This is a genomic window from Microbacterium arborescens, assembly GCF_049707515.1.
In the GTDB taxonomy this organism is placed as follows: Bacteria; Actinomycetota; Actinomycetes; order Actinomycetales; family Microbacteriaceae; genus Microbacterium; species Microbacterium arborescens_B.
Genome location: NZ_JBNAFI010000001.1, coordinates 670,383 through 685,212 on the forward strand (window position 1 = coordinate 670,383; position 14,830 = coordinate 685,212).

Genomic DNA, 14,830 nt, shown 5'->3' on the forward strand with positions numbered 1-14,830 from the left:
GTCAGAACCCCCCGAGGATGCCGGACGGGAGAGGCATCCCGAGCACCATGTCGAAACCGATGTAGGCCACCGAGCTCACGGTGAGCCCGACGATGAGCCCACCGAGGTGCTTGGTCGAGCCGAACGCGCGGGCGACGCACCAGAAGAGCAGACCGGCCGCGATGACCCACCCGAGGATGTCGAGGAGGAACGCGAAGGCGAGGAACGACAGGACCACCCACAGCAGCGAACGCACGTCGACGCGAACGGCTCGCGGCGGTGTCGCGGCGTCGGATCCGGCGTCGGGGTCGTCGCTCCCGGCACCGTGCGCGGTCGCCGCGGCGATGTCGGGACGCGCAGCACTCGTCTCGCGCATCTCCTTCACCGCCGAGACGACGAGCACGGCAGCGAAGACGTAGAGGCCGCCCGCGATGATCGCGGGGAAGAACTGGGGCCCGGGGAACACGGCGTTCGCCAGCACCGTCATCGTGAGGATGCCCACCAGCAGGTAGGTGGCGAATGCGGCGATGATGGCGGGCATCGTCAGGCCCCTCAGCAGCGCGGCGACGCCGGGGCCCGAGACGAGCCGCAGGCGATCGCCGACGACGGCCGAGGTCGCGGTCGGGTTCGAGGGGAACGTCATAGTCCCATCTCCTCGTACAGGTTCTTGATGCGCTCTTCCTCGTCGTCGAGGAAGGCCGTGAGCTCGTCTCCGGTGATGATGCGCTCGGTCCAGCGGTAGCGCTCGATGGCGTCCTCCCACTCGGGGGTGGCGACCGAGTCGAGCACGAGGTTGGTCAAGGCGGTCACATCGGCATCGTCGAGCCCGGAGGGTGCCGCGAGCATGCGCCAGTTCGACAGCGAGATGTCGTACCCCTGTTCGGCGGCGGTCGGGATGTCGATGCCGTCGATGGGTTCCTTGGCGACGAGTGCGAGAGCCCGCAGGCGGCCCGCCTCGATCTGGTCGATGTTGTCGGGGTAGCCCCCGGCCGCCGCCTTCGCGGTGCCATTGAGGAGCGCCTGGATCGCTTCGCCGCCGCCGTCGGACGAGATGTAGGTCGTCTCGACGGGGTCGACGCCGGCGGCGAGGGCGAGGTCGGTGACCACCAACTGGTCGAAGGAGCCACCGCCGGTCCACGGGATCGACTTCGGGTCCTCGCGCCAGGCGTTCACGAGGTCGTCGAGTGTCTCGTGGGGCGAGTCGGCCGGCACGACGATGACGTCGTACTCCTCGACGACCACGGCGAGCGGCGTCACATCGCTCAGCTTCGCGGCCGACTCGAACTGGATCGTCGCGGCGAGGAGGCCGGTGCCGCCCACGAGCATGTTGCCGGGCTGGCCGTCGAGAACCGAGACGTTGCCGAGCGCGATGGTCCCGCCTGCGCCCGGCATGTTCACCACCTGGACGTTGTTGACTAGACCGTTGGCCTTCTGTGCCTGCTGCAGCTCCCGGGCCACGCCGTCCCACCCGCCGCCCGCGGCGGCCGGGGCGATGATCGTCATCGAGGCGTTGATCTCCTGGCCGGTCGCGGCGGAGGTGATGGAACCGACTCCGGCCGTCACGATCGCCGCCGCAGCGACGGCGCCTCCGATGATGCGGGCCGCCATCGTGCGGCCGCGGTGCGCCGGGCGCGCGCCGGCACCTGTCGCGCTGTGCGTCATGATCACTCCATTCGCGCGGACATCGTCGTCGCCGCGAGATCGAATTAGGATGGCACTTCGCCGAGGCACGCCCGAGGCCAGCGCGATTTGTTCTCATAGATGCGCACGGGCACCGCCCGTCCGATCGCACAAGGAAGTGGACAGGATGCCGTTCACGCTGCGAGCTTCCGCCGCGCGCCTCATCCTGCTCGTGCTTCCTTCGGTGGTGACTCTCGCCGCTCTCTCCACCACCGTCGCGATCTCTCTCGCGTCGCAGGAGCGGATGATCCGCGACGCGACGAGCGAACGGGTGCTCGAGGTCGCGTCGAGCCTCGCCGATCTTCCCGAGGTCCGAACCGCCGTTGCCGGGGTGGCCGACCGGGGTTATCCGTCCGAACTCGCCGACGCGGCCGACCTCGCCGCTGCGACGGCGGTGCTGCAGCCCATCGCGGAGCTCGTGGGTCAGGCGGCCGGCGTGTACTACGTCGTGATCACCGATGACGAGGGGGTGCGGATCACCCACCCGCTGGCATCCGAGCGCGGTGTGCAAGTCGCGACCACCAACGCCTCCGTGCTCGCCGGCGACACCTTCGTCGGCACCGAGGTCGGAGCCTCGGGTCCCTCGCTGCGAGCGAAGGTCCCGGTGCGCGACGACAGCGCCACCCCGATGGGGATGGTGGCGGTCGGTGTGCTCGAGTCGCAGATAGCGAGCGAGCTCGACGAGGCCGTGGGGGCCCTGCTGCCCTGGGCGATCGGCGCGCTCGTGATCGCGACGCTTGCGAGCTCGATCCTCACCGCTGCCGTCGAACGTCGATTCCGTCGGCTCGACGTCGTCGCCGCCGAACACGCTCAGATGCGGCGCACGACGTCGGCCCTGCGCGAGCAGTCGCACGAGTTCAGCACGCGCCTCCACGTCATCCACGGCCTGCTGTCGCGAGGCGACACCGACGAAGCCCGCGGGTACATCGAAGAGATCGCGAGTGTGCGTCGACCGGTCGACGCCGGCGACGACGCGATGCGCGACGATCTGCCCGTGCTCGCCGCCATGGCTCAGACGGTGCGCGCAGAACTGCTCGAGGCGGGCGCCCGGGTCCGCTTCGACGTGTCCCTCGACGACGCCGAGGCCGGTGCCGACGCCGGTGCCGACGCGCGCTCGGGCACCGACATCGACGAGGGTGTGGTGTCGGTCGTGTCGAACCTGTGCCGCAACGCCGCGGAGGCGGGAGCTGCGAACGTGGTCTGCACACTGAGGCGAGCGGGCGACCGCATCGTGGGCTCGGTCGACGATGACGGCCCCGGCGTCGAGCCGCGGGTCTCCCGTCGCATCTTCGCCCCGGGGTACTCCTCGAAGCCCGACACGTCGGGCCTCGGGCGCGGCCTCGGACTGGATGTCGTTCGTCGCTACGTCACGGCCCGTTCGGGCTCCATCGAGGTCGGTCGCTCGCCGCTCGGGGGAGCGCGGTTCGCCTTCGAAATGGAGACGGCGCGATGACCGGTCCGATCCGGGTCCTCGTCGTCGACGACGATCGCGGCGCGCGGGCCCTTCACGCGGGCTTCGTCTCCGACACTCCGGGTTTCGTCGTCGTGGCGACCGCGGGCACCGGTGAGGCCGCGCTCGAGCACAGCCGGTCGGGCGTCGACCTGATCCTGCTCGACATGCGCTTGCCCGGGATCAGCGGCATCGAGGTGCTCCACCGGCTGCGCACCCTCGGCGACGATGGTCCCGACGTGCTGGTGATCAGCTCCTCGCAGGATCAGACCACGGTGCGTCAGGCGCTCGCGGCGCGCGTCGTCGGATACCTCGTCAAGCCGTTCACGCAGGCGGCGCTGAGCGAGCGGCTCGCGCGCTACGCGGCCGATCGCGAACGTCTCGTCGCGGGGGATCGCGACGCCCTCCTGGCACAGGGCGAGATCGACCGGCTGCTGTCGACGGGAACCATCCGTACCGCACCGGCCGCCGCATCGACGGCGCGCCGACGTGAGCCGGGGAGGGCGGCATCCGGTGTCGACCCGGGCGGGCTGCCGAAGGGGCTCGCCGCGCCGACGCTCGCTCAGGTGGTCGCCGCGCTCGACCCCGTCGTGGCCCTCACCGGTGCCGAGGTCGCCGCGGCCTGCGGGATCTCGCGGGCGACGGCGAACCGGTACCTGACCCATCTGGTGGACTCGGGTGTCATCCACCTCTCTCACCGGTACGGCAGACGCGGACGGCCGCAGGTGCTCTACCGGCTCGCGGCCTCGCCGGAGCGCTGAGCGCCGGAATGCTCACGGCGCGTATTCGACGCGGCGTAGCCTGGGCTGATGACCACGCCCGAGGTTCTCCGGTACACCGCCTTCAGCTCGAGGCCCGAGGGCGGTAACCCCGCGGGAGTGGTGCTGGACGCCGGCGCTCTCGACGCCCGTGACATGCAGCGGATCGCCGCCGAGGTCGACTACGCCGAGACGGCCTTCGTGACGGCGACCACCCCAGACGGCGGACACGCGATCCGGTACTTCTCGCCGATCGCCGAGGTGCCATTCTGCGGCCACGCCACGGTGGCCACGGCCGTCGCGCTCGCCGAGCGGGGACGGGTGGCAGGTGACGGTGCCGTCCGGTTCCACACCCCGGTGGGCGTCGTCGCGATCGAGGTTGCGCGGGACGGAGACGGCATCCGCGCGGCATTCACGAGCGTGGAGCCGTGGGTTCGCGAGCTCGCGGACGCTGATCTCGATGCCGTCCTCGATCTGCTCGAGCTGACGCGCGACGACCTCGACGACGACCTCCCGCCTCGTCTCGCGAACACCGGCAACACGCATCCGGTCATCGTGCTCGGCGACCAGGCGCGTTTCGACGGATTCTCGTTCGACCCCGACGCCGTTCGGGCGCTCATGGATGAGCGCGGGTGGCCCGCCACGATCACGGTCGCGTTCCGTGCCGCGGCTCGTCGCTTCCAGGCGCGCAACCTGTTCCCGGTGGGGCGGATCACCGAAGACCCCGCGACCGGATCGGCCGCTGCGTCGTTCGGCGCCTATCTGCGCTCTCTCGGCGCCGTGCCCGTGCCCGCGACCGTCGTCATCGAACAGGGCGGGCACGTCGGGCGCCCGGGAGAGCTGACCGTGCAGATCCCGGCGAGCGGGGGCATCACCGTGACGGGGTATGCGGTCGCGATCCCGTGATCGAGCGGTGGCCTCTCTGCAGATTCGACCTCAGTCGGCGAAGAGTCGGACGAGCGAGACCACGACGAACGTGACCACGGGCGCCATGAGCAGCCCGAGAGCGACGACGTTGAGGACGCGGTGGTCGCGGAGGAGGGCGAGGTACTCGCGCAGCAGCGCGCTCGGCCGGTAGTACAGCGCCGTGTGCGCGCCGATCGCATGTCCAGGCATGTTGAGGGTGCGTAGCAGGGTCGCCGCACGGAACGCATGGTAGTCGCTCGTGACGGCGAGGACCGGGCCGGCGATGCCGCGCTCGGAGAGGATGCCGCGGGTCAGCGTGAGGTTCTCCTCGGTCGTCCGCGACGAGTCCTCGATGATCATCCGGTCGCGGGATGCGCCGAGCTCAGCGGGGTGCTCGGCCATCGCGTCGGCTTCGCTGCGCGGCTCGTCGGGCCCGCGGCCGCCGGAGAGCACCAAGGTCGCGCCTGGGAAGCGCCGCAGGGTCTCCACCCCGAGCGCCACGCGGTGTGCGAGCAGGGGAGGCACACTCCCGTCACGGCGGAGGCCCGACCCGAGCGTGATGATCGCCGAGGGTGCTGCGCTGCGACGGGCGAGGCGCGCGTACACCGCGGACCAGCAGAGGTACGAGACGAAGCCCATCCCGACGTATCCGATCGGGCCGGCGAGCAGCAGAAGGATGACGGCGAGCTCGAGCCATCCGGCGGCGATCGCGACGATTCCCAACGCGAGGACGCCGAGGATGCCGACGCCGGCGAGCAGCGACAGGCGGTTGGCGAGCGAGCGTCCCTCGCGCTGCAGCATCACGACCCCGTTGGCCAGGAGAGCAGCCCCGAGCCCGATGCCCGCCAGGAGCGGGACGAAGAAGATCAGGAGCGCGCCGACGACATCCCTTCCGGCGCCCGCGAGGGTGGCGACGACGGCACCCGCCTCGAGGATGAAACCCACGACGGACGCGACGAGCGAGGCCGCGGCGAGAGTCAGCAGGACGCCGGGCAGCAGGCGACGCGGATCGCGGGCCGCGAGGACGACGCCGAGGGCCGCGAAGAGGATGGTGAAGAACCCGGGCACGTTTCCAGACTAAGGATCAGGTGGTCGCGCTGTAGTTCCACGCGTCCGGCATGCAGGACGATCACGACGAACTCATCGCCGACGGGCACGCGATAGTGGATGAGCCTGTCGACGGCCCGTTCGGACAGGCCGCGCCCGCCGGCTGTTAGGTTCGCTGGGTGCAGAGTTTGTGGGAGCGCATCGGGGCGGCTTCGGCCGCGACGCCGTTCGGGGTGATCGTCATGCAGGCGATCGTCTGGGTCGGGATGTCGGCGATCTGGATTCCCTGGGCGCTCGACGACGGCGACGTCATCCGCATCGTCCTCGCCGTCATCTCGCCGCTCCTCGCGGTCTATTGGGTGGTGGCCCTGGTCTTCGGGATCCGGCGACGTCGCGAGGCGCGGCCTTCTCGCGGCGCCTGACGTTCCCGAGGCTGGATGCCGCGGCATCCATGTGATTGCATCGGGCAGATGGACCTTGCGTGGATGTGGCTGCTGCCGGTCGTCGTCGGAGCGGTATGTCAGGTCGTCTCGGTGTTCTGGTTCGAGCGGGTGCGCCCCGGTGTGCCGTACCCGTTGTGGAGCTTCCCTTCCCGTGAGCCGCGCCGCGTTCGGGCTCTTCGCGGAGGCGGTGTCGCGCTCGCCGTGTTCGGGGCGCTGATGCTCGCAGCGTCACTGGACGGCCACTGGTATCTGGCACCGATCCTGTTCGGGGCGTCGGTCCTGCCGGCTGTCGTCGCGATTCTCGTCGTCAACGGACGCTTCGTCCGCTCGGACGCGGGGACTGGGGCGCCCGACGAGAGGGGCTGACGCCTCTCAGTCCGGGTCGTTCGCGTCTTCTTTGGGGTTTCGGCCATTGGCATCGATCGCCGCCCCGAACACGATTCCGATGAGCAGGCCGATTCCGCCACCCAGGGCGATGTTGTCGAACGCGAGCATCCCGACCGCGCTGCCGAGGGGGAGCCCCAGGGCGATGCCGATAGCCACGGCGTTCACGCCGTTCTTGCTGGATTCCTCTTCCGTGCTCATCCGCTTGTCTCCTGTTGCTGACGAGGTGAACTGTTGCTGACGAGGTGAACAAGAAATGGCTCAGGGCTGGAGGCGCCTGAGCCATTTCTCGGTTGGTGTTACAGGTGTGTCGTCAGTTCGCTTCGCGGTAGGCGTCGAGGACGGCCGCGGGAACACGACCACGGTCGTTGACGGTGTGTCCGTTCTTGCGCGCCCATTCGCGGACGGCCCCGAGGTCGAGGTCATTCTTTGCACGGGACGGGCGGCTGCTGCGGCGCGCCGAGCTCGAGCCGACCGAGCGTGCCACGTCGACATACGGGGCGAGGGCGTTGTAGAACTTGTCTGCGTTGCCGTTCGAGAGGTCGATCTCGTAGGAACGTCCCTCGATGGAGAAGGAGATCTGCTTCCCTTCGCCGTCTTCGAGAACGGTGCCGTCGAGATCGTCGATGAGCTGGGTGATCTGCTTGCGGGCCATGCGCACACTTTATTCCCACGGGTCAGTCGAATGCGACCTCACACCGGCAGATGTCGGCGAATTGCCTTTACTCTGAGGATATGCATAGCCAAGCGCCGGAGCGACGACTCGACAGTTGAATCGAAGCGGCGACGACCGCGGTCTCCGATTCGGCCATGGCCGGGTTTCATTCAGGCGGGGTGGTCCCGGTCCCGGGCGTCTTCACCGACCGTCGACCTAGCAGGTATGCGAGAACGAGCAAGCCCGCCACCGTCAGGGCTATGCCGATCCACATGGTCGGTGTGACGAACGTTCCAGCCCTCGCGAACACGGCGGCGCCCGCCAGCGGCTGGTAGGCGAACCACCCGAAAGATGCGCTCGACTGTGTGGTGAGGACATCGATCATCACGACGAGGATGCCGGCCGCAGTGACGGCGCCGGCAGTCCACCACAGAACCGTGGGAATGCCGCGCGGGCGCCTTCCGGAAGAGGGTGAGACGTTGGTCATGAATCCCATCATCGACCACCCGCGAACGCGGAATGGCCCGGGCGCCGGGTGCCCGAGCCATTCCCGCGATTCAGCTCACGCCAGCTGCACGCGCGCGTTGGGAACGCAGTGCGTCATCTGCAGACCAGCCACATCGCGGGGACCGTTGTGACCGAGATTGCGCAGGCGCTCCAGCTCGTCCTCGTCGAGAGTCTGCGACTGCAAGGGCGGCAGATCCTTTACTTCTTCGAGCGTGATGCCCAGCCCGTCGCCCACGCGACGTCCGAGGTCGTCCTCCACCAGATAGAAGTGCCACAGCATGCGCTCCTGCACGGGGCGAGCGGCCTGTCCGATCAGCTCGACGAAATTGGCCACGAGGTCATCCCGCTCCCAGTCCTCCATGAGGAGGTAGCGCTGGCCCGCCTGGGTGTAGTCGTTGGTGCGCGGAATACGCTTTCGCGTGAGACGTCCGACGATTTCCGGACCCTGCTCGTCGTGCGTGGGGTATTGCGCCTCACGCAGACCGCCGGTGATCGACGGCTCGTAGTTGACGTGGGGGTTCTCGCCGCCGTTGTCGACGTGATAGGCCATCTGCCCATCCCGCAGATTGGTTGCCACCGACGCGTTCTTCGGCGAATTGACCGGCAGTTGCAAATAATTGGGGCCGACGCGATAGCGCTGGGTGTCGGAGTACGAGAACGTGCGGCCGACGAGCATCTTGTCGTCGGAGAAGTCGAGGCCGTCGACGAGCACGCCGGTGCCGAAGGAGATCTGCTCGTTCTCGGCGAAGAAGTTCGAGACATTGCGGTTCAGCACCATCTTGCCGACGGTGCGCGGCGGGAACTCATTCTCCGGCCAGAGCTTCGTGTCATCGAGCGGGTCGAAATCGAGCTCCGGGTGGTCGTGATCGTCCATCATCTGCACTTGGAGCTCCCATTCGGGATACTCGCCGCGTTCGATCGCCTCGTACGCATCTCGCGAAGCGTGACCGAGGTCGCCGGCCTGCACCGCCGCGGCATCCGCTTCGGTCATCGAGCTGACGCCGACCGACGGGATCCAGTGGTACTTCACGAGCTTGGTCTCGCCTCGCTCGTTCACCCACTTGTAGGTGTTGACGCCGAACCCCTGCTGTGTGCGGTAGTTCGCCGGGATGCCGCGGGGGCTGAACAGGTTGACGAGCATGTGCATCGACTCCGGCGTCTGCGACATGAAGTCGAAGATGCGCGCCGGCTCCTGCCGGAAGGTGACGGGGTCGGGCTTGAGGGAGTGGATGACGTCGGGGAACTTGATCGCGTCGCGGATGAAGAAGACGCCGAGGTTGTTCCCGACGAGGTCCCAGTTGCCGTCCTCCGTGTAGAACTTCACCGCGAAGCCCCGCGGGTCGCGCGCTGCCTCGGATGAATCGCGACCGCCGATCACCGTCGAGAAGCGCACAGCGACATCCGTCCGCTTGCCGCTCTCCTGGAACAGCTTCGCACGCGTGAACTGCGCGATGGGCTCGTCGCCCCACATGCCCGTCGCCTCGAAGTAGCCGAACGCGACGAAGCCCCGAGCGTGCACGACGCGCTCCGGGATGCGCTCGCGGTCGAAGTGGCTGATCTTCTCGAGGAAGTGGTAGTTCTCGAGCGTTGCCGGCCCGCGTGCGCCGACCGTCCGCTGGTTCTGGTTGTCGTAGACGGGGTGTCCCTGCCGGGTTGTCAGCTCCCGGCGGTCGTCGCCCTCAGCGGGCCCCTGGTTCGCTACATCGGTCATGGCGTCCTCCGTGTGGTTCGCATCGTCGTGGGGATGCGGGCGACGCTACGGGGACGGGAGACGGGCGAAAAGGGGGTTGCGGCGTCGCTGGGGTCGATGAGACCTACCCCCGGTCGGCGCGACCGGGGAGCGACTACCTTCGGGGACGCCGTCTCACGCGTTTGAGGCTCCCGGGTGCGGACTGTGGTCCTCGAGATCGGGCTCGGCGCGCAGTGCGTCGGCGAGCTCCTCCTCGGGGCGCGGCGCGACGGTCTCGTCTGCTTCGAGCTCAGGAACGCTCGGCTCATCCGCAGCGGGGATGTGGTGGTCAGGAGTGTTGTCGTGGGACACGGCGGATCCTTCGGTCGGTGTCACCGACAAGCGTATGCCGCTCTCGAACCGGCACAGCGACCAGGAGAACCGCTCAGGAGTGGGCCCCGTGGGGCTCGAACCCACGACCCGCGGATTAAAAGTCCGATGCTCTACCGACTGAGCTAGAGGCCCTGAGCTTCTCAGCTTAGTAGCCGCGGGGGAGGCCCTGAACCGACCGACGCCCCCAGGCCGACCGACACCTCGAGCCGCAGGCATCCGTCGCCCGGGCACGACAAAGCCGCCGGTGTGCTCGCACCGGCGGCTTCGCCTCGGCCACGGAGATACCGAGGCCGTGCCGCGGGAACCCCTCACCGCGGCTGTTCGGGTCACATCGGGGGCATGAGCACCGTGTCGATGAGGTAGACCGTCGCGTTGGCCGTCGTGACGCCACCGCAGATGACAGCGGCGCTGTCGTTGACCATGATGTTGTCGCCCTCGCCGGTGACGGTGAGGTCGGCGCCGTTCACGGTGGTGTGCGTGCCGTCGATCTCGTCGGGTGCGACCTGGCCGGGGACCACGTGGTAGGTGAGGATCGACGTCAGGGTCGCCGAGTCGGTCTTCAGCGACTCGATGGTGGCGGGGTCGATCTTCGCGAAAGCGTCATCCACGGGAGCGAAGACGGTGAACTCGTCACCGTTCAGCGTGTCGACGAGGTTGACGTCGGGGTTGAGCTGGCCGCTGACGGCCGCCGTGAGAGTGGTGAGGATCGGGTTGTTCGACGCTGCGACGGCAACCGGGTCCTGCGACATGCCCTCGACCGAGCCGGCGCCGTCCGGAACCTGAGCGGCGTAGTCCGCACAGCCGGGGCCGACGAGGTTGGCGGCCGGGTCCATCGTGGCGTCGGGCTCTGCCGACTCCATGGGGGCGGCCGACGACGAGGGTGCCTCCGTCTCCTCGGTCATCGAGGAGCCCGAGTCCGACGAGCAGGCCGAGAGAGCGAGGGCTCCGGCGAAGCCGAGGGCCAGGGCAGCAGTGAACTTCTTCTTGGTGCTGAGCATGATTGCCTCCGTGTGTTCTCCGCCGTGGGTCCGTCCCCGGCGTCGAGGGTTCTTCGGAGGCCCCCGCCGATCGGATCGGAAAAAGTTTGAGAAAGTCCGAAACCGAGTTTTCAGGTGCCCGAGACACCCCTCTCATGCAGACCGTGGTCCGCGGCGACGCGCATCGACCACGAGACCGCCCGCCCGGCGGTATGTAGAGAACCGGTAACAGGTCGGCGCTGCATCCGAGAACAGGTCTCGGGATGCGGCATGCTGGGTAGCGATGGTCATCGATGGAATGGACGTGCCCGACAACGGGCCGTCGACGGATCACGTCGCGGAGCTGATCCAGCGCTGCGCCGACGGTGACCACAGAGCTTTCACCCTTCTGTACGACACTCTGTCCGGGCGGGTCTTCGGCCTCATCCTGCGTGTGCTCGTCGACCGCGCGCAGAGCGAGGAAGTGCTGCAGGAGGTGTTCCTCGAAGTGTGGCAATCCGCTTCGACGTTCACTCCGAAGAAGGGGCAAGGAAGGTCGTGGGTTCTCACGATCGCCCACCGCCGTGCGGTAGATCGGGTTCGGTCATCGCAGGCGAGCAGCGATCGTGACGTGCGGGCGGGCTACCGGGAAATGGCGTCACAGCCCGAAGGTGTCGCCGAGCAGGTTGAGCTTCGCATCGAAGGACGGCGCGTCGCTCGGGCTCTCAGCTCTCTACCCGAGGCGCAGCGAGAGGCCATCACCCTCGCCTACTACGGGGGTTACAGTCAGAGCGAAATCGCAGCGTTGGTGGGGGCGCCGCTCGGAACGATCAAGACACGGATGCGTGACGGATTGACCAAGCTCCGGAGTGCAATGGGGGTGACATCGTGAACGAACAGACATTCGCCGAGCTTTCGGCAGGGTACGCGCTCGGAGCGCTGTCGCTCGAAGATGAGCGCGCCTACCACAAGGCACTCGAGGCGCATCCCGAATGGATGCCGATCGTCGAGGCGGATGCCGCTGCGGCGGCCGCACTGTCGGAGGGTGTCGCCGATGTGACGCCGCCGCCCGCCCTGCGAGCGAGCCTGCTCGCACAGATCGGTGCACCCGCGACCGACGAGCTGCCGGATGGATCGCGCGTCGCCGCGGCGACCACGCCGCGCGACGATGCATCCGACCCGGATGCTGCCGACGCGAACGACCGACTCGGCGACGACGACCCGCGGGCGTCGGCATCCGGGTATTCCGTCGGATCTCCGGTGACCGAAGAGCTTCAGACCGTGCAGCGGCGCAACTGGACGCGCAGCCTGTTCGCCCTCACAGCGTCGATCGCGCTGCTCGTCGGCATCGGCTGGGGCGTCGGCACGTTGACCGACGGCACGCGCGAGCCTTCTGCCGAGACCGTGCTCGCACAGATCGAGCGCTCGGACGATGCGCAATCCCGCACGGCCCAGCTCGCCGAGGGCGGCGAAGCGACCGTTCACTGGTCGCCGAGCGTCGACGCCGTCGTGCTCGTGGCGGACGGGCTTCCCGAGATCTCCGACGACCAGTCGTACGAAGCGTGGTTCGTCCGCGGCGACGCCCCGATCCCGGCCGGCGCCTTCGAATCGAGCGACGGCTCGGCCGCACTGATCCTCGAAGGCGACATGGAGCCCGAGGACGTCATCGCCCTCACCATCGAACAGAGCGGTGGGTCGCCCAGCGGCCTGCCCACCACCGACCCGATCGTCGCGATCCCGACGAGCGCCTGACTGCCCACCCCGTTATCCGGCAGCGGAACGGCCGATCCTCACGGGTCGGCCGTTCTGTCGTTGATCCCGACGCGGTCGCGGTCTAGCGGCGCCGCCCTGCCTGTTCGCAGTGCGCGATCGGCCGTCCACGAGGATGCCGTGCTCGCTTAGCCTGGAACGATGACGGACGGATCTCGGGATTACCACAAGCCCGTTCGGCGACCCGCCGATGAGTTCGATCGGCACTTCGCCGGTGAGGATCCGGCGGAGGTCTCGCGCGTGGCCCACGCCACCGCGGGAGCACTGCTGGCCCGCGTCCGCGAAGACCCCAGCGATGCCGTCGTCGACCGGCTCGTCGGCTTCACCGCCGAACACGGCATCGACACCGTCGCCGAACTGTGGTCGCGATCGCCGGCGAAGTCGCTGCCCGGTGCGCTGTGGCGGCTCTACCTGCTGCAGCTCATGATCCACCGCGACGCACGCATGGCGGCTCTGCTGTACGAGCGAGGACGGGTCGTGCTGCGTTCGGCCGACGAGGTCATCGCCGGCGCTCCCACGCCCGCCGGTCCCGAAGAGCTCGTCGCGTTGATCGACATCATCATGCGCGGGGTGTTCCGCGGTGACTTCGCCGTCGCTCTCGAGCGGGCCGCGTCGTTCTGCCGGGTACAGGCGGCGGGTGCGACATCGGTCGCCGACGACCACGACGTGAGCGAGCCAGACCGCTCGTCGGCCCTGACGGCCCGCGCCCTGCGGCTGAGCACCTACGCCGACGATCTCGGTTCGTGCGCCGTGCTGTGGCGGCGCGAAGCCCTGACCTGACGAGAGCGGCTGCCGGCCCGGGAGCTCGTCGCGTGCGACGTTCTGCGCCTGGGCGGCGTTGCGCGGCTGCGTTTGGCGTTGCGCGGCTGAGGGCGATTCCGCACCTGCACGCGGCGTTCCGCGGCGGCACGCGGCGTTCCGCGGCTGAGAAAAGAGAAGTGCCGGGCCGCAGAACGCCTCTCGGCGCGTGGCCGCTCGCAGCGGCTGAAGATGGAGCCCGGGGTTACTGCGGCCCGGCATAGACAGTCTAACGGAGCCTCGAGCATGGGCATTCCCGGGTGTCGGATCGGACGCCGTGCAACCGAGGCTGGGACCCTCTGCGGGCCGGCGGGCGGGCCGCAATGCAAGGGATCGTGCACGACGCGCCGGGGCAGCGGCTTCTGTCGCGGGGTGTCGGGCGGGATGTCGTGCATCCCGGCACCGGGCGCGTCGTAGGCTCGGCGCATGGCACTGCGATTCGCGCTGATGATCGACCCGCTCGCGGCGGATGAGACCCGGTCGGACTTCGCGTCGACCTTCACCTCGGTCGACCCCGCGGCCCCGGCGCTGACGGTGGGGGAGCTCAGCACGCAGCGGGGCGACGGCATCTTCGAGTCGATCGGCGTCGTCGACGGGCACCCGCAGGAAGTCGAAGCTCATCTCGAGCGCCTGGCCCACTCCGCCGATCTCTGTGACCTGCCCGCGCCGAACATCGCCCAGTGGCGAGCCGCGGTCGAACTTGCAGCATCCGAGTGCGGCCCGGGGGAGGGCGTCGTCAAGCTCATCCTCAGCCGCGGTATCGAGCACGGGCCCACCCCGACCGCCTGGGCGACTGCCGCGGCCGCCGCCGACTTCTCGAAGGCGCGGACGGGCGGCATCCGCGTCGTCACCCTCGACCGCGGTTACGCGATCGACGCACCGGCGCGGGCTCCCTGGCTGCTGCTCGGCGCGAAGACACTGTCGTACGCGGTGAACATGGCCGCGCTGCGCGAGGCCCACCGGCGCGACGCGGATGACGCGATCTTCCTCAGCTCCGACGGATACGTGCTCGAGGCGCCGACGGCATCCCTCATCCTGCGGCGCGGCGATACGTTCGTCACGCCTGCGCCCAACGGCGGCATTCTGCACGGTACGACCCAGCTGAGCCTCTTCGACCACCTCGCCGAGCGCGGGTTCGAGACGGTCTACGAGACGATTCCGGTCGACGAGCTGCGACGAGCGGATGCCGCGTGGCTCGTATCGAGCGTCCGCCTGGCGGCACCGATCATCGAGCTCGACGGCGCTGCCCTCAACGTCGACGCCGACTTCACGGCATCCCTCAACGAATACCTGCTCTCACCGCGCGACTGACGCGTCGCAGCCGGGCCGCGCGGGGCGGGGCGTTCCCCGATGCAAGCGATCGTGCGCGGCGCGCCGGCGGACCGGGGCGTTCGTCGGGGTGTCGGCGCGGGATGTTTGCATCCCGGCCCGGCGG

The 14,830-nt window shown here is 68.9% G+C and carries 18 protein-coding genes and 1 tRNA gene; 9 read left to right on the plus strand and 10 right to left on the minus strand.

What is annotated here, in order from left to right; genetic code table 11:
- Window position 1 precedes the first annotated feature (1 nt).
- Window positions 2-622, minus strand: coding sequence for a tripartite tricarboxylate transporter TctB family protein (locus tag ACPYN5_RS02975; RefSeq protein WP_424447486.1), 621 nt, complete (start codon window positions 620-622; stop codon window positions 2-4).
- Window positions 619-1,641, minus strand: coding sequence for a tripartite tricarboxylate transporter substrate binding protein (locus tag ACPYN5_RS02980; RefSeq protein WP_424447487.1), 1,023 nt, complete (start codon window positions 1,639-1,641; stop codon window positions 619-621). The genes ACPYN5_RS02975 and ACPYN5_RS02980 overlap by 4 nt, the downstream gene beginning before the upstream one ends.
- Window positions 1,642-1,786: 145 nt before the next feature.
- Here ACPYN5_RS02980 and ACPYN5_RS02985 point away from each other — a divergent pair, with 145 nt between their 5' ends.
- Genes ACPYN5_RS02985 through ACPYN5_RS02995 form a run of 3 tightly spaced genes read left to right on the plus strand, consistent with a single transcriptional unit; the run spans window position 1,787 to window position 4,773 of the window.
- On the plus strand, window positions 1,787-3,112 hold the full coding sequence (locus ACPYN5_RS02985) for an ATP-binding protein (protein ID WP_424447488.1): 1,326 nt from the start codon (window positions 1,787-1,789) through the stop codon (window positions 3,110-3,112).
- Window positions 3,109-3,870 (plus strand): response regulator, encoded by a 762-nt coding sequence (locus ACPYN5_RS02990; RefSeq protein ID WP_424447489.1) that lies wholly within the window; start codon window positions 3,109-3,111, stop codon window positions 3,868-3,870. Before ACPYN5_RS02985 ends, ACPYN5_RS02990 begins: the two co-directional genes overlap by 4 nt.
- Before the next feature lie 48 nt (window positions 3,871-3,918).
- The gene (locus ACPYN5_RS02995; protein WP_424447490.1) at window positions 3,919-4,773 is read left to right on the plus strand and encodes a PhzF family phenazine biosynthesis protein; all 855 of its coding nucleotides are present in this window, start codon (window positions 3,919-3,921) and stop codon (window positions 4,771-4,773) included.
- 30 nt (window positions 4,774-4,803) lie between these two features.
- Here ACPYN5_RS02995 and ACPYN5_RS03000 read toward each other — a convergent pair whose 3' ends face one another.
- Window positions 4,804-5,841, minus strand: coding sequence for a YdcF family protein (locus ACPYN5_RS03000; RefSeq protein ID WP_424447491.1), 1,038 nt, complete (start codon window positions 5,839-5,841; stop codon window positions 4,804-4,806).
- Between the two features lie 158 nt (window positions 5,842-5,999).
- Between ACPYN5_RS03000 and ACPYN5_RS03005 the strand changes: the two genes are divergently transcribed.
- Both ACPYN5_RS03005 and ACPYN5_RS03010 read left to right on the plus strand, forming a co-directional pair.
- Window positions 6,000-6,242 (plus strand): hypothetical protein, encoded by a 243-nt coding sequence (locus tag ACPYN5_RS03005; RefSeq protein ID WP_424447492.1) that lies wholly within the window; start codon window positions 6,000-6,002, stop codon window positions 6,240-6,242.
- A 48-nt stretch (window positions 6,243-6,290) separates the two neighbouring features.
- Window positions 6,291-6,629, plus strand: coding sequence for a hypothetical protein (locus ACPYN5_RS03010; RefSeq protein ID WP_424447493.1), 339 nt, complete (start codon window positions 6,291-6,293; stop codon window positions 6,627-6,629).
- 6 nt (window positions 6,630-6,635) lie between these two features.
- Here ACPYN5_RS03010 and ACPYN5_RS03015 read toward each other — a convergent pair whose 3' ends face one another.
- The 7 genes from ACPYN5_RS03015 to ACPYN5_RS03045 form a co-directional block, all read right to left on the minus strand.
- Complete coding sequence (locus ACPYN5_RS03015; protein WP_424447494.1) at window positions 6,636-6,848, minus strand: glycine zipper domain-containing protein; 213 nt, start codon at window positions 6,846-6,848, stop codon at window positions 6,636-6,638.
- 112 nt (window positions 6,849-6,960) lie between these two features.
- On the minus strand, window positions 6,961-7,302 hold the full coding sequence (locus ACPYN5_RS03020; RefSeq protein WP_424447495.1) for a histone-like nucleoid-structuring protein Lsr2: 342 nt from the start codon (window positions 7,300-7,302) through the stop codon (window positions 6,961-6,963).
- Window positions 7,303-7,468: 166 nt separating this feature from the next.
- Window positions 7,469-7,789 carry a hypothetical protein gene (locus ACPYN5_RS03025; RefSeq protein ID WP_424447496.1) on the minus strand — a complete coding sequence of 107 codons (321 nt, stop codon included), beginning with the start codon at window positions 7,787-7,789 and terminating at the stop codon, window positions 7,469-7,471.
- 75 nt (window positions 7,790-7,864) lie between these two features.
- Entirely contained in the window at window positions 7,865-9,520 is a 1,656-nt protein-coding gene (locus ACPYN5_RS03030) for a catalase (protein WP_424447497.1), read from the minus strand.
- 153 nt (window positions 9,521-9,673) lie between these two features.
- Window positions 9,674-9,850 carry a hypothetical protein gene (locus ACPYN5_RS03035; RefSeq protein ID WP_424447498.1) on the minus strand — a complete coding sequence of 59 codons (177 nt, stop codon included), beginning with the start codon at window positions 9,848-9,850 and terminating at the stop codon, window positions 9,674-9,676.
- Window positions 9,851-9,930: 80 nt separating this feature from the next.
- Window positions 9,931-10,003 (minus strand) — tRNA-Lys (locus tag ACPYN5_RS03040).
- A 194-nt stretch (window positions 10,004-10,197) separates the two neighbouring features.
- Entirely contained in the window at window positions 10,198-10,869 is a 672-nt protein-coding gene (locus tag ACPYN5_RS03045; protein WP_424447499.1) for a fasciclin domain-containing protein, read from the minus strand.
- Window positions 10,870-11,131: 262 nt separating this feature from the next.
- On the opposite strand from ACPYN5_RS03045, the gene sigK reads away from it, so the two are divergent.
- The 4 genes from sigK to ACPYN5_RS03065 all read left to right on the plus strand — a co-directional run bounded on the left by sigK (window position 11,132) and on the right by ACPYN5_RS03065 (window position 14,706).
- A complete protein-coding gene (gene sigK, locus ACPYN5_RS03050; protein ID WP_424447500.1) occupies window positions 11,132-11,719 on the plus strand; it encodes an ECF RNA polymerase sigma factor SigK in 588 nt (195 codons plus the stop codon).
- Window positions 11,716-12,579 carry an anti-sigma factor gene (locus tag ACPYN5_RS03055; RefSeq protein ID WP_424447501.1) on the plus strand — a complete coding sequence of 288 codons (864 nt, stop codon included), beginning with the start codon at window positions 11,716-11,718 and terminating at the stop codon, window positions 12,577-12,579. Before sigK ends, ACPYN5_RS03055 begins: the two co-directional genes overlap by 4 nt.
- Before the next feature lie 159 nt (window positions 12,580-12,738).
- Window positions 12,739-13,377, plus strand: coding sequence for a DNA-directed RNA polymerase subunit beta (locus ACPYN5_RS03060; protein ID WP_424447502.1), 639 nt, complete (start codon window positions 12,739-12,741; stop codon window positions 13,375-13,377).
- Between the two features lie 444 nt (window positions 13,378-13,821).
- Window positions 13,822-14,706 (plus strand): aminodeoxychorismate lyase, encoded by an 885-nt coding sequence (locus ACPYN5_RS03065; protein ID WP_424447503.1) that lies wholly within the window; start codon window positions 13,822-13,824, stop codon window positions 14,704-14,706.
- Window positions 14,707-14,830: the final 124 nt, after the last annotated feature.